The organism is Protofrankia sp. Cas3 (assembly GCF_963555955.1).
In the GTDB taxonomy this organism is placed as follows: domain Bacteria; phylum Actinomycetota; class Actinomycetes; order Frankiales; family Frankiaceae; genus Protofrankia.
Window position 1 is genome coordinate 1 of sequence record NZ_CAUVXP010000149.1, and the last position, 14650, is coordinate 14650.

Sequence of the window (14650 nt, forward strand, 5' to 3'; positions counted from 1 at the left end):
GAGCCTGATGGAGGCTGACGACCCGATCGTCGGCGTCGGCAAGATCGAGGACTTCTCCTGGAAGGCGATGCTCGACTTCTCCACCTGCACGGAGTGCGGGCGGTGTCAGAGCCAGTGCCCGGCCTGGAACACCGGCAAGCCGCTGTCACCGAAGCTTCTGATCATGGACTTGCGCGACCACCTGTTCGCCAAGGCGCCGTACCTGCTCGCAGCCAACGGTGCCGGGGACGGCGACGAAGCCGGGGCTGGAGCCGGGGCCGGTGCCGGTGCCGCGGCGGCCACCGGCACCGCGGACGCGTCGGCGAAGCACGTCGTCCACCACGTACCCGAGTCGGGCTTCGGGCGGGTCCCCGAGCCCGGTCAGCCACAGGCCGATCGGCCGCTCGTCGGTACCGAGGAGGAAGGCGGGGTCATCGACCCCGACGTCCTGTGGTCCTGCACCAACTGCGGCGCCTGCGTCGAACAGTGTCCCGTCGACATCGAGCATGTCGACCACATCATCGACATGCGTCGCTACCAGGTGATGATCGAGTCGGCGTTCCCGAGCGAGGCCGGCGTGATGTTGCGCAACCTGGAGAACAACGGCAACCCATGGGGTGTCTCGCCCCGGGTCCGCACCGAGTGGACCGAGGGTCTGGCGTTCGACGTCCGCGTGCTCGACGACGGCGAGGCCATCCCCGACGATGTCGAGTACCTGTACTGGGTGGGTTGCGCCGGGGCCATCGAGGACCGGGCCAAGAAGGTCTCCCGGGCGTTCGCCGAACTGCTGCACATCGCCGGGGTGTCGTTCGCCATCCTCGGCACGAGCGAGTCCTGCACCGGTGACCCGGCCCGCAGGCTCGGCAACGAGTACCTGTACCAGGAGATGGCCAAGGCCAACATCGAGGTCCTCAACGCCGCGGCCCCGAAGAAGATCGTGGCCACCTGCCCGCACTGCTTCAACAGCCTCGCGAACGAGTACCCGGCACTCGGTGGGACATACGAGGTCATCCATCACACGCAGCTGCTCGGCACGCTCGTCGAGGACGGACGGCTCGTGCCCGTCCAGCCGGTGGACTCCTCCGTCACCTACCACGACCCGTGTTTCCTCGGTCGACACAACCAGGTCTACACCCCGCCGCGGGAGATCCTCGACAGCATTCCGGGCCTGCGCAGCCAGGAGATGCACCGCTGCAAGGAGCGCGGCTTCTGCTGTGGCGCCGGTGGCGCCCGCATGTGGATGGAAGAGAAGATCGGGAAGCGGGTCAACGTCGAACGGGTGGATGAGGCGCTCGCGCTCGATCCGGACATCGTCTCCACGGCCTGTCCGTTCTGCATCGTCATGCTGACCGATGCCGTGACCGAGAAGAAGCAGTCGGGTGGGGCGAAGGAGGGCGTCGAGGTCCTCGACGTCTCCCAGCTGCTCGCCCGCTCGCTGGCCGCACCGGTCCAGGCCGGGGGCATCTCGACGGCCACGGTGGGCACCACGGTTGCCGCGGACGCGGCCGGGTCGACAGACGGGGCGGGAGCATCCGGGTCCGACTGATGTGGTGACGCCCGAAACGATGTGAGTCCACTGTCATGCTGACAGCACCCAATTCACATCGTTCCGGGCTTTTCCGCGTTCGGGCCTCACCACTCAGCAGGATGGGCGGCGGCGGGTCAGCTGCGCCATGCGGCGCGCGCCCGGGAGCATCGTCAGCCGTGGCCAGACCAGGAACGCCTCGGCTTCAAGCATGGCCAGGGCGATGCGAGGAAGGTCACGGTTCGTTGGAAAGCAGATGTAGCGCGGCGACCACTGCGGTTGGAACTTCGCGTTGAACCGGTAAAGGCTGTCGATCTGGAACCAGCGGGAGAGGAAGACCAGCAGCCCTCGGAAACGTCGGGTCACCGGCCCGGCACCGAGTCGCTGGCCGCGTTCCAAGGCGGACCGGAAGAAGGCGAAGTTCAAGGACAGCCGGTCCACGTTCAGCCCGGTCGCGGCCCGTACCGCTGAGACGATCAGGAAGTCGTTCAGCCCGTTGTCCGCGGCGCGGTCGCGCACCATCATGTCCAGCGAAAGGCCCCGAGGTCCCCACGGGACGAAGTGCAGCAGCGCCCGCAGCCGCGGTTCGCTCTTTTTGTCCAGCGACCCGTCGCGGTCCTGCGCGTTGCCTGAGTGTGCGCTGCCTGAGTGTGCGCTGCCCGAACCGCCGCTGCCCGAACCGCCGCAGCCCGAACCGCCGCTGTCGGGCCCGTCGCGGTCAAAGGCCATAACCACGACGCAGTTGTCGTCGCTGGGTTCACCGATCCGGCCGAGTGCCATGGAGAAACCGCGTTCGGTTTCCGCCCCGCGCCACGCCTCGGCCTGCTCCTTCAACCGTTTGCGTTCGTCGGCGGGCAGGTCGCCCATCCGAAGGGCACGGCAGGTGTAGCCGGCTCGCTCGACCCGGCCGACAGCTTGCCGGACGTTTCGCATGTCGCGGCCTTCAAGGGTGAAGGTCCGCACATCGATGATTGCTTCGTCGCCGAATTCGAGCGCGGACAGGCCGACCCGTTCCCACGCTTTTCCGCCGGTTTCGGAGCAGCCGATTACCGCTGGTATCCAGGCGTGTTCGGCGGCGATCCGCAGGAACTCCCGGATCGCGCCCGGCCATGCTTCGTTGTCACCGAGCGGATCGCCGCTGGCGAGCATCACCCCGGACACCACCCGGTAGGCCACGCAGGCCTTGCTCGTCGGCGACCAGACGACGGTCTTGTCGCCGCGCAGGGCGAAGTAACCCAGCGAGTCGGCGTCCCCGTGCCGCGTGAGCAGCGCGCGCATCCGCTCGACGTCCTCGGCGGACAGTCGCGGGCGTGGTTCCGGCGGGCGTAGCGCCAGGTACACGACAGTGGCGATGGTGAGCAGGCCCATGGTGAGCAGCATCCGGGTGACGAGGTCGGAGAGCCGATCGGAGCTGAACCGGAGCGGTCCGTGGATGCCGACCAGACCCTCGACGACGTGTGTGAACTGAGTGGTCAGCGGATGCGGACCGAGTAGACGGCCGGCGCCCATCCGCAGCAGGAGCATCCCGACTGTGATCGAGGCCGCGGTGAGGAGCAGCCCGACCCACAGCGCCCGCCACCGGGTCGTCGGATCACCCTTGGCCTGGAACTCGCCACGGGCCAGCACCAGCCCGACGACCAGCGCCGCCGACGCGACCGCTTCTTCGACGTCGAGACCTTTGACCACGTGCAGGACGACGCTTGCGCCCAGCAGCGTCACCACACCGAGCCACGCGCGGCGTTTGCGTCGGCGCAGACCACGGGCGAGTAGCAGCAGGAGGAGCCCGACCACCACGGTGAAGGCGGCGGCCTGGCGCGATGCCGCCCCCGGCAGGATCTGACGGATCACGTCCAGCCGGTCGCGCCACTCCGGCGTGACCGCCGACACGATGTCGATCAGTCCAGCAATGAACACCAGAGCAGCGGCCACGGTCGGGACCCATGAGCGGTTCCAGGCCGGCAACAGAGGTCGTGCCGGCCGTGAGCTCCCATGATTCCCATGGGCATCGCCGCCGAGCTGGCTCGTTGCGGTGGCCTTCGTGGGAGGGCTGTCGCGGCTGACGGTTGTCACGGACGGTGCCTCCTTTCCCTGCGTCAGGTCCGGTGGCCGTCAGTGGCACGAAAGATCATAGTCGCGCCGCCGCTGGCCGGCTGGGTACGGGTATCGGTCTGAGACCTGTCCGGCCCGCTTGGGACCGCCCGCGGGACGTTACCTCGCGTGCCGCACGGTCAGGCACGGGTGTCCCCGGGTAGGACGATCCCGCAGGCGCTCCCGAGAGGACTGAACGGATGCTCGGACTACCCGAACACATCAGGGCACGCCTCTTCGACCTGGATGGTGTGCTGACGCAGACGGCCGCCGTCCACGCCGCAGCCTGGAAGGAGATGTTCGACACATTACTCCGCCGGCGGGCGGAACGCACCGATGATCCATTTATTCCGTTCAGCGTTGCTGACGATTATCCCCCCTATGTTGACGGCAAGTCCCGGGTGGACGGCATCAGGTCGTTTCTCGCTTCCCGTCACATCGAGCTGCCCCAAGGCGGCCCGGACGATCCTCCATCCGCCGACACAGTCCATGGCCTGGGCAAACGCAAGAACGAACTCGTAACAGCCATGATCCGTAAAGGTGGCGTTGCCGCCTATCCCGGTTCTGTACGTTACCTCCGAGCACTGGCGACTGCAGGCGTCCCACGGGCCGTCGTATCGTCGAGCGCGAACTGCGCGGAGGTACTTGCCGCCGCCGGCATCGATAGTCTGCTACCTGTCCGGATCGACGGTATTGTCGCCGAACGCGAGCACCTGGCGGGTAAACCGGCGCCTGACACCTTTCTGGCCGGTGCCCGCGCGCTCGGCGTGGTGCCGTCGCGCGCGGTGGTATTCGAAGATGCGATCGCCGGGGTCGAGGCGGGGCGGGCCGGAGGTTTCGGGTTCGTCGTCGGCGTCGACCGGGTCGGGCATGCGGACGCTCTGCGCTCGCATGGTGCGGATATCGTCATCTCCGACCTCGGTGAGCTGTTCGACACCGACGACGTCGCCGGCAGTATGGGCACCGACCGTGCGGGTGCGGACCGTGCGGTCCGCGGCAGCGGGAGCGGCTCGTGATCGGTAGCATGTCGTTTCCGGTCGATCCATGGCAGCTGCGCGAATGCGGCCTCGATCCGAACCGGCTGGCCCGGGCGGAGTCGCTGTTCGCCCTGTCCAATGGGCATGTCGGCCTGCGGGCGAACCTCGATGAGGGAGAGCCGCACGCATTGCCCGGCAGCTATCTCAACTCCGTCCACGAGCTGCGGCCGTTGCCCTACGCGGAAGCCGGTTACGGCTACCCGGAGTCCGGCCAGACGATGATCAATATTACCAATGGAAAGCTCATCCGTCTGTTGGTGGATGATGAACCCTTCGACGTCCGGTACGGGGACCTGCGGTCCCACGAACGGATCCTGGACTTCCGCCGGGGCGTGCTGAGCCGGACCGCCGAATGGGTGTCACCGGCGGGCCAGGCGGTCCGCGTGTCATCGGTGCGGTTGGTCTCCTTCGTGCAGCGGGCCATGGCGGCGATCTGCTACGAGGTCGAGCCACTGGACGCCTCGGCCCGGCTGGTCGTGCAGTCCGAACTGGTCGCCAACGAGCAGTTGCCGACGCAGTCCGCGGACCCGCGGGCCGCCGCCGTACTGGAGGCTCCGCTGGTGGCGGAGTGGAACGGCAGCCACGGTTCGCATGCCGAGCTGGTGCACCGGACGCGACACAGCGGCATCCGGGTCGCCGCCGCCATGGATCATGTCATTGACCGGCGGTCCTCGACCGGGGTGACCGCTGAGAGTGATGCCGATTCCTGCCGGGTGACCATCACCATCCTGCTGGATCCAGGTCAGAAGTTGCGGTTTGTCAAGTTCATCGCCTATGGCTGGTCGGTACAGCGTTCCCTGCCGGCCCTGCGCGACCAGGCCGCGGCCGCGCTGACCGCCGCCCGCCAGACCGGCTGGGCGGGGCTGCTCACCGAACAGCGGGCCTATCTTGACGACTTCTGGGCCCGTGCGGACGTCGAGGTCGACGGTGATGCCGAGGTGCAGCAGGCCGTCCGTTTCGCCCTGTTCCACGTCCTGTCCGCGAGTGCGCGGGCCGAGCGTCGGCCGATTCCGGCGAAGGGTCTCACCGGTCCCGGATACGACGGCCACACGTTCTGGGATTCGGAAAGCTACGTCCTTCCCGTGCTCACCTACACCGTGCCGAACGCGGCGGCGGACGCGCTGCGGTGGCGGCAGGCCACCCTGCCCATGGCCCGGGAACGGGCCCACCTGCTCGGCCTCTCCGGAGCGGCCTTCCCGTGGCGGACCATTCACGGAGAGGAGTGCTCCGGGTACTGGCCCGCCGGCACGGCGGCGTTCCACATCAATGCGGATATAGCGGACGCGGTCGTGCGTCATGTCCGCGTCACCGGCGACGACGTATTCGACCGGGAAATCGGCCTGGAACTGTTGGTTGAAACGGCCAGGCTCTGGCGGTCTCTGGGTCATCATGACCTGGATGGCGCCTTCAACATCGACGGAGTCACCGGGCCGGACGAGTACAGCGCGGTCGTCGACAACAACATCTATACCAATGTGATGGCACAGCAGAATCTGGTGGAGGCGGCGAACGCGGTCCGGCGGCATCCGGAGAAGGCGCACGAACTGGGCGTGAACGCCGAGGAGGCCGCGTCCTGGCGGGACGCCGCCGAGAACATGTGCATCCCCTTCGATGAAAAGCTGGGCGTGCACCCCCAGTCGGCTGGGTTCACCCGCCATCAGGTGTGGGATTTTGAGCAGACGCGTCCTGACCAGTACCCGCTCCTCCTGCATTTTCCGTATTTCGACCTGTACCGCAAACAGGTGGTGAAGCAGGCAGATCTGGTGTTGGCGATGCAACGCCGGGGGGAGTCGTTCACCGACGAGCAGAAGGCCCGCAACTTCGCCTACTACGAGGGGCTGACCGTTCGCGACTCCTCGTTGTCCTCATCGGCCCAGGCGGTGTTGGCGGCCGAGGTCGGGCATCTCGGGCTTGCCCATGACTACCTGCGCGAAGCGGCACTGATCGACCTTCGTGACCTGGACGGCCGCGCCCTCGACGGCCTGCACATGGCGTCCCTGGCCGGAAGCTGGATCGCGCTGGTCGAGGGGTTCGGCGGGCTGCGTGACTACCCCGGACCCGCCAACTCGGGAACAGGAAACTCGGGAACGGCCAACCCGGCCACCCTGTCGTTCACGCCCCGGCTGCCGGAGGGGATCAGCAGGCTCGCGTTCATCGTGTGCCCACGGGGACGGCGGCTGCGGGTCGAGGTCACCGATGCCGTCGCATGCTACGTCCTGCTGCGGGGCGACCCGATCACCATCCTGCATCATGGTGAAGCTCTCGAGGTGTCGATGGCGGGTCCGGTATGCCGTGATGTGCCTGCCACCCCGGCCCGGCCCCGGCCGCTGCAGCCACCCGGGCGGGAACCGGAGCTCTTCCGCACCGACGGGGGGACCTCTGATCGCCTGACCCGTTGATCGCCTGACCCGTTGATCGCCTGACCTGTTGATCGCCTGACCTGTTGGCTGCCTGGGTTTCTGATCGTCGCATGGTTACGGCAGGGTCGGGTCGCGGTCGCCCGGTGGCACCGCCGCACGGGTGAAGTCGCGGTACGCGCGGGACGGCGTCGGGCCGCGTTGACCCTGGTAGCGGGAACCGTAGACGGCTGAACCATAGGGATGGGTGGCCGGGGAGGAGAGCCGGAACAGGCAGAGCTGTCCGATCTTCATCCCCGGCCAGAGTTTGATCGGCAAGGTCGCGACATTCGACAGCTCAAGGGTGACGTGGCCGGAGAAGCCGGGGTCGATGAAACCGGCGGTGGAGTGCGTGAGCAGGCCCAGGCGTCCGAGGCTGGACTTGCCCTCCAGCCGGCCGGCGAGATCGTCGGGCAGGGTGATGATCTCCAGTGTGGAGCCGAGCACGAACTCGCCGGGATGCAGGACGAACGGCTCGTCGTCGTCCGGGGCGATGAGGTCGGTGAGGTCCTCCTGCTCGACGGCGGGGTCGATGTGGCTGTACCGGTGGTTCTGAAACACCCGGAACCACCGGTCGAGCCGCAGGTCGACGCTGCTCGGCTGGACGAGCGCCGGATCGTACGGGTCCAGGCATACGCGGCCCGCGACGATCTCCGCTCGGATGTCCCCGTCAGACAGCAGCACGTTCGAGCACGCTACCGCTTGCGGTGGTTGCCGCGGCGGCCGCCGGTAGCTCCTGTCCCGCCGCGGGAGCCGGCCACGTCGAGCTACACGTCCTTCGGGGGGACCTCCGCCAGGTACTGGTTGTCGAGGAGCCACTGGACGGGCAGGGCATCGGTCGTCGGGTCGCAGCCCTGCGACGCTGGGATGAGCGAACACACCAGCTGGTACTGCCGACCGTTGCCGGGCTGGTCGAACCACGGGCGAATCGCTCCGGAGTAGACGTGAAACGCCTTCAATACCCGGTAGACGTGGTAGTCACAGCCACCTGGGTCCGTGGTGGAGTCCAGGTTGGACGGCGGGAGGGCCCGGTCGGCATACCGCGTTCCCTCGGGGGAGAGGAAGTTGCCACCCGTCCCGCCGAACCGGTCGATTTCCTGCCCCGGAGTCAGCGCTGTCACCATTCGTACAGGCGTACCATTCGGATTGATATAATATCCGGAATTCGCGGGATACACCCAGTTTCCGAGGCCAAAAGGCGTCTGGATGGAAGGATCCCACCAGGTGTCCAGGAACTGCTGCGTGGGCTGGCCGCCGGTCCTGTCATAGAAGAAGAGCGTCTTGCCCACCGCGCCGAAGAGCGGGAGGTTCGCCGGTCCGAGGCGGCGATCGTCGTCGAGGTTGGCCGCGGAGCACTGGTCGAGCGGCGTGATCGACACCGTTGGCAGGCCGCTGGTGATCGCGATGTCGCCGGCGGTGGCGGATGTCGTGCCGCCGACGACCAGGACTCCGGTCGCCAGCGCGACGAGCGTCTTGCGAAATCGCACGTGTTCCTCCCCGGGGTTGCGCTCATGTGGCGCATTGACTCCGGAGAGTAGTCATATGATCTAGCTATCTCGCGTCGGGGCGCCGGTGCGGCGGTTCGCCACGTGTCATCACCCTGTCGACCTGGGTTCGACGCGGGTCGCCTCGAACCCCACACGGGCCCGGCGACGCATACCGGCACGGGCGGGGCCTGCCCGCACCGCGACCGTGGCGGCCTGTAGGATGCTGTACGTACTACGCGGGCGTAGTTCAGAGGTAGAACACGAGCTTCCCAAGCTTGCAACGCGGGTTCGATTCCCGTCGCCCGCTCCACTCCGGGCGAAGTGTGTCAGACAGGGTCTGACCTGCTTGTTTCGTATTGTCTGCCCAGGGGGCCGAGCCCCCTGGAACCCCCACGTTCCTATGGCTGAGGTCCGTTTGTGCCATTGGCGTGCCAGTAGCGGCGGATGTGCCATCAGGACCGGCGCGGCCGGGGGTCACCCTTTGCCAGGCGGGCCGACATTCCCCGGGCGACTTCGGACGCCCGCTCCCCGCTGGCACGCTGATAGATCAGCGCGGCGCGCGGGGTCGAGTGGCCACCGAGCGCCATCAGTTCGCGCAGGGTGGCGCCGGACTGCGCAGCGAGCGTCAGACCCGCGTGCCGGCAGTCGTGAAGATGGGCTTCCTCGTCGACACCGACGATCCGGCAGGCCCGCCGCCACCATGAGCGGTTGTGCCGGCTGACGGGGTTGCCGTCCTTGGTCGTGAACACCAGCCCGTCCGGGCCGGGTTGGGCGTGCTCCGCCATGTGGACCGCGAGACGGCCAAGGATCGCATCCGGGATCACGATCGTGCGTGCGCCCGCGTCGGACTTGGGTGGCCCGAAGTACGGCTTCTGCCCGCCGCCGGGCTCGACATACTGCCCGTCGTCCGGGTCGATACGGATCGTTCGCCGGTGCAGGTCGATGTTTCGCCGGCGCAGTGCGGAGAGTTCTCCCGAGCGAAGCGCCGTTGCCGAGGCCAGGAGCACGAGCGCCGCATACCGCTCGGGCACGGTGTCGACGAGTTTCCAGAGCTGTGCGATCGTGATCTCTGGGCGGGGTGCGTCACGGACGGTGCCGGCACCTTTGATCCGACACGGGTTCTTGGGGATAAGCCCGTCCTCAACTGCTGTCATCAGGATTGCGCGGAGAAGCCGGTAGGTGGTTTCCACCGTCACCACACCGCGTCCGTTCGTCGTGGCCTCCGCCATCAGCCCCGCATACCATTCGCGGACAAGCTTCGGCGCGATTTCGGCTACGGCGAGGCTTTTGAACGTCGGCAGGATGCGTAGCCGTAGCTGCCGCTCGTACAGGGTGCGGGTCATCGGACGCAGCGCGCGTGTCCGCATCCAGTGTTCGGCGAACGCGTCGAAGCGTTGCTTACCGGTGGACGGGTCGGTCCACGTGCCGCGTGTCTGGTCGGTCTCGGTCGCCGCGAGTGCCTGGTCAGCTTCGCGTTTCATCGCGAAGGTGCCGAGGGGGATCATCTTGCCGTCTGGACCTGTAATGCGGGCCTGCCAGCGTCCCGATGACAGCTTGCGAACGTTGCCGTAGCGCCGCCGCTTCATGCCGCCCTCCGCCTGCGCGGGGTGGGAACGTCGTTCGCTTCGACGCGACCGGCCGTAATGAACGCGTCGAGGTCGCTCCGGTAGATCCGGACGTGCTTTACCTTGCCGAGCCGGATGTAGGCGATTCGCCGTTCCGCGATCATCCGCTGTACGAACCGGACCGGTGTACCGAGGATTTCAGCCGCCTGTTCGACCGTAAGTAGGTGATCCACGGGAGCCTTTCTGGGTCAGGGTCCCCGTCCCTGTGGCGTGGCAGTGTCTGCCGGACAGGGACGGGGAAAAAATGGAGGGGAGACCGCGGCGGTTTCGCCTCAGCGTGGGATGGTCCGCGCGCCGCCGGGAACGCCTCTGGTGGAACCGGGGGTCGCGACGAGGGCCGCCAGGACGTAGGCGAGAAGTTGCCTGGTGACGGTTGCCGAAATCGGTCGGGTGTCGTTGGTCAGCGGGATCTGTGGCACCCATCCGGCGGGGGATTGCGGATTGGCGGAAGCAGCAGATCCGCCGTTGCCGTTCCCGTCGGCTGTCGGGGCACCAGCAGGAGCGGGCACACGGGTGCCGGTCGGCGTGCGGAAGATGAGGATGGTTTCGACGTCGCCGAACGCTTCGGTGAACACCGCGTCCATGGGGAGGGTGACCAGGACGCGGGCGAGGTCGAAACCGTCGGCGCCGGGTCGGACGGTGACTTCGTAGTCGCCGTGGTTGGTGCGGTGCATGCTGACGAACGGTTCGCCGGCGGAGGGGCTGCGCCATGGGCCGTGGCCGGGCGGAATGATAGGCATCGGGTCTGTCGCTCCTTGTTGGGTAAGGGGTGCGGATCAAGGTCCCGGTGTGGTGTTTGGCGCACCCGCCGGGACCGCCTGCCATGCGGACGATTAAGCCGGGGCTATGGGCGGAGCCCGCCCGAACCAGGGCAAAGCCGTACTGGATGCTGTCGAGCGCATGGCCCCTCCATTGATCAGTTGTCGGGTCAGGCGGCGTGGGGCATGCCAGGGTCGGTTGCCGAAACCGGGTGGGGATCTCCGCGGGCCGCACGGGCCGCGTCGAGTTGGGCGCGCCAGCGGTGCCGGTCCGCGACCGCGCGCAGCAGCAGGTGTTCCCGGCGGGGTGTCGCCGGGTCCCCGGGGTGCAGGAGCTGCCAGACCACCCGGTCGGGCGCGGCGCCCTGGCCGCCGTCGCCGGTGTCGGTATCGGTATGGCCGAGGACCGCGAGCTGTTCCCGAATCCACACCTTCCGATCTTCTTTGTGGTCGGCAAGAGTCTTGCCCGACCACTTCCGGGAGACCAGCACGCGGCGTCCGCCGAAGCCGAGGGTTTCGCGCCGGTGGACTTTGCCCTTGCATCGTCCGGGCACGAGCCCGCCGCGGGGGTTTTTCGGTTGGACGCCGTAGCGCAGCCAGTTCGCGCAGCCCGGCGAGCACGGTTCGTACCGCAGCGCGTCGGCGAGCCGATCAACATGGTTCCGCTGCGCGTCGGTGGCGATGGTGTGGCAGGTGTCCAACGACTTCGTCAGGTACTTGGTCAGGTAGCCGATCAACCGGCCGGTGTTGCTGTTGGTCGCGGTCACCCCGTCGGCGCGAACCTGCACCCCGAAGCGGACGACGTGGGCGGGTTCGGCATCGTCGCCGATCGCGTCCAACGCCTCATCCCAGGTCGGCAGGGATGCGCCCGAGTCCGGGTCGAGGTAGCCGCCCGCTTGCTCGTCCCAGACGGGCAGCCGGTCGGCGCTGTAGATCGCCCGGTCGCAGGCCGGCCACCACACCTGGTGATAGGTCGCCGCCGCGACCTGGCGGAGCAGCACTCGCGGGATCGTGCCGCGCATCGCCGCGTGCAGATGGGGAGCCAACCGCCGTTGCGGCTCCAGACAGGCGAAGTACTGGACGTCGTACCCCACCGCCCGCCGCATGTTCTGCCAGAACCGATCCACCAGCTTGGGAAAGTGGATCGCATCCCGGGCCGCCCGCCGATAGTCGTAACCGTCCGGGTCCACCGGGGCGCCCTCCGAGGTGACCCGGCCGTAGCTGTCGCAGGTGAGGGTGAGGAACATCGACGGCCGCCACACCGTCCCGTCCGCTCCGGTGAACGTCCGCCCCACGGTCCGCCGATCCACCGGCAGCCGGGGCAGGTCGGCGACGTCTTGGCGCCGGCGGGTGGACCGGGTCCGCCGCGGCCGATCCCGACTGTCCGGCGCCGCCTTCCCGCGCACCCCGAGGTCTTCCAACGCCGCGTCCACTTGGGAGATCAGATCGTCGACTTCGCCGACCTGATCCACATCGTGGCCGGTCACAGCGTCGGTGCGGACCGCTTCGAGATCCGCCCGGAGCTGGACCAGCGTCTTCGCATCGTCGGTCGGCGGGTCGGGGTCGGGGAGTGGTTCGTCATCGAGATGCCAGCCGGCCTTGCACTGCGCCATCCGGAGCTTGCGGGCACGCTCCGCACACGGCGGACACTTGCTCGCGAGGGTGGCCCCGCACGCCATCGGGATGATCTCAGTTTCCCCGGTAACCATGTCCACGCGGCGCATCGCCAGTGGGCGGATACACACCCCGTTCTCCGCCGCGACCGCCTCCAGGACATGGCGGGCCAGCGGCTGGCGCAGGCGGGCGGCCCGGCTACCCGCCGGCGGCGGGGTGCTCACCTCGGTCATGCCGCCCGTCCCTTCTGTCCGTGGTCCTGGCCGTCATCGTCGAGATCGGGGTGAGGTTGGTCGGGGTGGTCGGGTGGCGGTTCTCGGCAGCCACACACCCGCCACCGCCCCGCCGGTATCTGGCAGCCGTCATCCGCCCAGTGCGCGACCCACAGATGCCGGCACCAGCCGCAGACCGGCAGCGGATACACCGGGGCGTATTCCTCCGGACCCGCCGTCATGCCGCCCGCCCGTCCACATCCGGTGTCCAGCCGTCCGGACCGTCACCGACCAGATCGAGCAGTTCGGCGACCGCCGGCACCGGATACCGACGGGCCATCCGCGAGATTTCCGCATCGTCGACCCAGGCCGCCCGCACCCGCACCGGGTCCGCCTGCCCGTCGAGGAGCACGTAGCCGACCCCGGGCATGTCCTCGCCGATCTCATCCGCGCGTGCCCCGCGGTCGCGGGCACCGTCCCCGAGCACGAGATCGACCTGGTCGGCTTCGGTCATCCGCAGCGCGACCCGGACCGGGAACAGGTCCCGGAACGGCAGCACCTCTTTGCGGGGATCCTGCACCGCACCGATCACCACCACGCCCGGTGCCCGGCCTTGGGACAGCAGCAGCGGCAACGACGCCGACAGCCGCCGCTTCAGGTCCCGGTCGGTGACATAGGAGGTGAGTGAGGCGATCTCATCGACGATCACGACGATCAAGGGTTCGTCGGTGGTCGGAGTGTGCGACCGGGCCACCCCGCGCAGCCGAGCGGCGCGTTTCCGCATGACCGCCACCGCGTCGTCGAGGAGATCGGCGATGCTGTCGGTGTCGGTCGCGAACCGGGAGAACATCGCCTGCCCGAACGCGAGCTCCATGCCGCCTTTTGGATCACACACCCAGAGTTCGACCAGGCCGGCGCGGACCGCCGGGGCAAGGCCGCGGATCGTCGCCCACACCGCCGCGCTTTTCCCCGCCCCGGTCGCCCCGGCGATCAGCACATGGGCGCCGCGGACCGGCAGCCGCCACAGCTCGCCATCCTCCCGGCGGCCGACCGGAATCCCGGACAGATCCACCGGACCGTCATCGTCGCCATCGCCGGTTCCGTCGGCATCAGGCCCGTCCAGGTCGAACGGGGGGACGGGAACGGCGAGGGGATCGCGGCGGGCGAAGTCCACCCAGATGAACCCCACCCGATCGGAACGGATCCGACACGACCGCGCCCGAAACGCGTGCCGCAGCGCCTCGGCCTGCTCCGCCCACAGCTCGGGGGTCTGCCCGTAGAGCAGCTCGATCCGCAGCTGGTCGCCCCACCGGTCCGACCGGATCGTCCGGATCCGGGGGAACGTTTCGGCGAAGGAGACCCGGTCGCCGTTGGACACCGGAATCCGAATCGCGAGATCCGTATGGACCATGACCGGACGCCACCGCCACCGGTAGATGACCAGCAGCCGCAGCCGGCCGCGGATCCAGCCGACCAGCCAGGTGAACGACCGGCGATGGAGCAGCCGCCACAGCCCGGCGACCACGGCCAGGACCAGGAGCCCGACGCCGAGCCCGACCAGGCCGAACCGCTGGCGGACCACCGCCACCGCGAGCAGCACCGCAACCGCCACCGGATGCCGGACGAGGAACACGACCAGGTGGGCGCCTATCCGGCCGGCGAGCCCGAGTAGGACCGCCCACAGCGGCACGTCGATTTTCGGATGCCTGGTCGGCACGTCGGGAAACGGCCGGGAGCCGTTGATTCTGGCCATGACAGATCACACCCACCCAGCATTGGAAGAATCGAGAATCAGCGGTCCGGAACCGGCGAAGAACAGCGCTCGCAATCGGTCCCGGCACCCGCGAGGAGAAGAACCAGACTCAGGCCGCTACCGCAGCCCCGTTATCGGTGTCGTCGGCCGTGCGGTCCAACAGGAGCCGTTCACAG

At 68.3% G+C, this 14650-nt stretch carries 12 protein-coding genes and 1 tRNA gene; 4 read left to right on the forward strand and 9 right to left on the reverse strand.

Going from position 1 to position 14650, the window contains the following annotated elements; all coding sequences use genetic code 11:
• Positions 1 to 1525 (forward strand): (Fe-S)-binding protein (locus tag U9983_RS21915; protein WP_322755825.1); only part of this gene is annotated, 1525 nt, incomplete at its 5' end.
• A gap of 93 nt (positions 1526 to 1618) precedes the next feature.
• Here U9983_RS21915 and U9983_RS21920 read toward each other — a convergent pair.
• A complete protein-coding gene (locus U9983_RS21920; protein WP_322755834.1) occupies positions 1619 to 3466 on the reverse strand; it encodes a phosphatidylglycerol lysyltransferase domain-containing protein in 1848 nt (615 codons plus the stop codon).
• Between the two features lie 326 nt (positions 3467 to 3792).
• On the opposite strand from U9983_RS21920, the gene U9983_RS21925 reads away from it, so the two are divergent.
• Both U9983_RS21925 and U9983_RS21930 read left to right on the forward strand, forming a co-directional pair.
• A complete protein-coding gene (locus tag U9983_RS21925; RefSeq protein ID WP_322755826.1) occupies positions 3793 to 4608 on the forward strand; it encodes a beta-phosphoglucomutase family hydrolase in 816 nt (271 codons plus the stop codon).
• Positions 4605 to 7028, forward strand: coding sequence for a glycoside hydrolase family 65 protein (locus U9983_RS21930; protein ID WP_322755827.1), 2424 nt, complete (start codon positions 4605 to 4607; stop codon positions 7026 to 7028). The genes U9983_RS21925 and U9983_RS21930 overlap by 4 nt, the downstream gene beginning before the upstream one ends.
• A gap of 75 nt (positions 7029 to 7103) precedes the next feature.
• Here the strand turns inward: U9983_RS21930 and dcd are convergent, their stop codons facing one another.
• Complete coding sequence (gene dcd / locus U9983_RS21935; RefSeq protein ID WP_322748425.1) at positions 7104 to 7709, reverse strand: dCTP deaminase; 606 nt, start codon at positions 7707 to 7709, stop codon at positions 7104 to 7106.
• A gap of 83 nt (positions 7710 to 7792) precedes the next feature.
• Entirely contained in the window at positions 7793 to 8512 is a 720-nt protein-coding gene (locus U9983_RS21940; RefSeq protein WP_322755828.1) for a TNT domain-containing protein, read from the reverse strand.
• Between the two features lie 236 nt (positions 8513 to 8748).
• Between U9983_RS21940 and U9983_RS21945 the strand changes: the two genes are divergently transcribed.
• A tRNA-Gly gene (locus U9983_RS21945) sits at positions 8749 to 8822 on the forward strand.
• Positions 8823 to 8964: 142 nt separating this feature from the next.
• On the opposite strand, the gene U9983_RS21950 is transcribed toward U9983_RS21945, so the two are convergent.
• The 6 genes from U9983_RS21950 to U9983_RS21975 form a co-directional block, all read right to left on the reverse strand.
• Positions 8965 to 10098, reverse strand: coding sequence for a tyrosine-type recombinase/integrase (locus U9983_RS21950; protein WP_322755829.1), 1134 nt, complete (start codon positions 10096 to 10098; stop codon positions 8965 to 8967).
• Complete coding sequence (locus tag U9983_RS21955; protein ID WP_322748428.1) at positions 10095 to 10310, reverse strand: helix-turn-helix domain-containing protein; 216 nt, start codon at positions 10308 to 10310, stop codon at positions 10095 to 10097. Before U9983_RS21955 ends, U9983_RS21950 begins: the two co-directional genes overlap by 4 nt.
• 99 nt (positions 10311 to 10409) lie before the next feature.
• On the reverse strand, positions 10410 to 10877 hold the full coding sequence (locus U9983_RS21960) for a hypothetical protein (protein ID WP_322755830.1): 468 nt from the start codon (positions 10875 to 10877) through the stop codon (positions 10410 to 10412).
• A gap of 188 nt (positions 10878 to 11065) precedes the next feature.
• The gene (locus U9983_RS21965) at positions 11066 to 12742 is read right to left on the reverse strand and encodes a replication initiator (protein ID WP_322755831.1); all 1677 of its coding nucleotides are present in this window, start codon (positions 12740 to 12742) and stop codon (positions 11066 to 11068) included.
• On the reverse strand, positions 12739 to 12963 hold the full coding sequence (locus U9983_RS21970) for a hypothetical protein (protein ID WP_322755832.1): 225 nt from the start codon (positions 12961 to 12963) through the stop codon (positions 12739 to 12741). The genes U9983_RS21965 and U9983_RS21970 overlap by 4 nt, the downstream gene beginning before the upstream one ends.
• Entirely contained in the window at positions 12960 to 14474 is a 1515-nt protein-coding gene (locus U9983_RS21975) for an FtsK/SpoIIIE domain-containing protein (protein ID WP_322755833.1), read from the reverse strand. The genes U9983_RS21970 and U9983_RS21975 overlap by 4 nt, the downstream gene beginning before the upstream one ends.
• Positions 14475 to 14650: the final 176 nt, after the last annotated feature.

What these genes read in the sequence shown, in the direction of transcription:
- U9983_RS21960 (WP_322755830.1), bottom strand. Translation starts at nt 10,877, where the DNA reads ATGCCTATCATTCCGCCCGGCCACGGCCCATGGCGCAGCCCCTCCGCC.
- U9983_RS21950 (WP_322755829.1), bottom strand. Translation starts at nt 10,098, where the DNA reads ATGAAGCGGCGGCGCTACGGCAACGTTCGCAAGCTGTCATCGGGACGC.
- U9983_RS21970 (WP_322755832.1), bottom strand. Translation starts at nt 12,963, where the DNA reads ATGACGGCGGGTCCGGAGGAATACGCCCCGGTGTATCCGCTGCCGGTC.
- U9983_RS21925 (WP_322755826.1), top strand. Translation starts at nt 3,793, where the DNA reads ATGCTCGGACTACCCGAACACATCAGGGCACGCCTCTTCGACCTGGAT.
- U9983_RS21975 (WP_322755833.1), bottom strand. Translation starts at nt 14,474, where the DNA reads ATGGCCAGAATCAACGGCTCCCGGCCGTTTCCCGACGTGCCGACCAGG.
- U9983_RS21965 (WP_322755831.1), bottom strand. Translation starts at nt 12,742, where the DNA reads ATGACCGAGGTGAGCACCCCGCCGCCGGCGGGTAGCCGGGCCGCCCGC.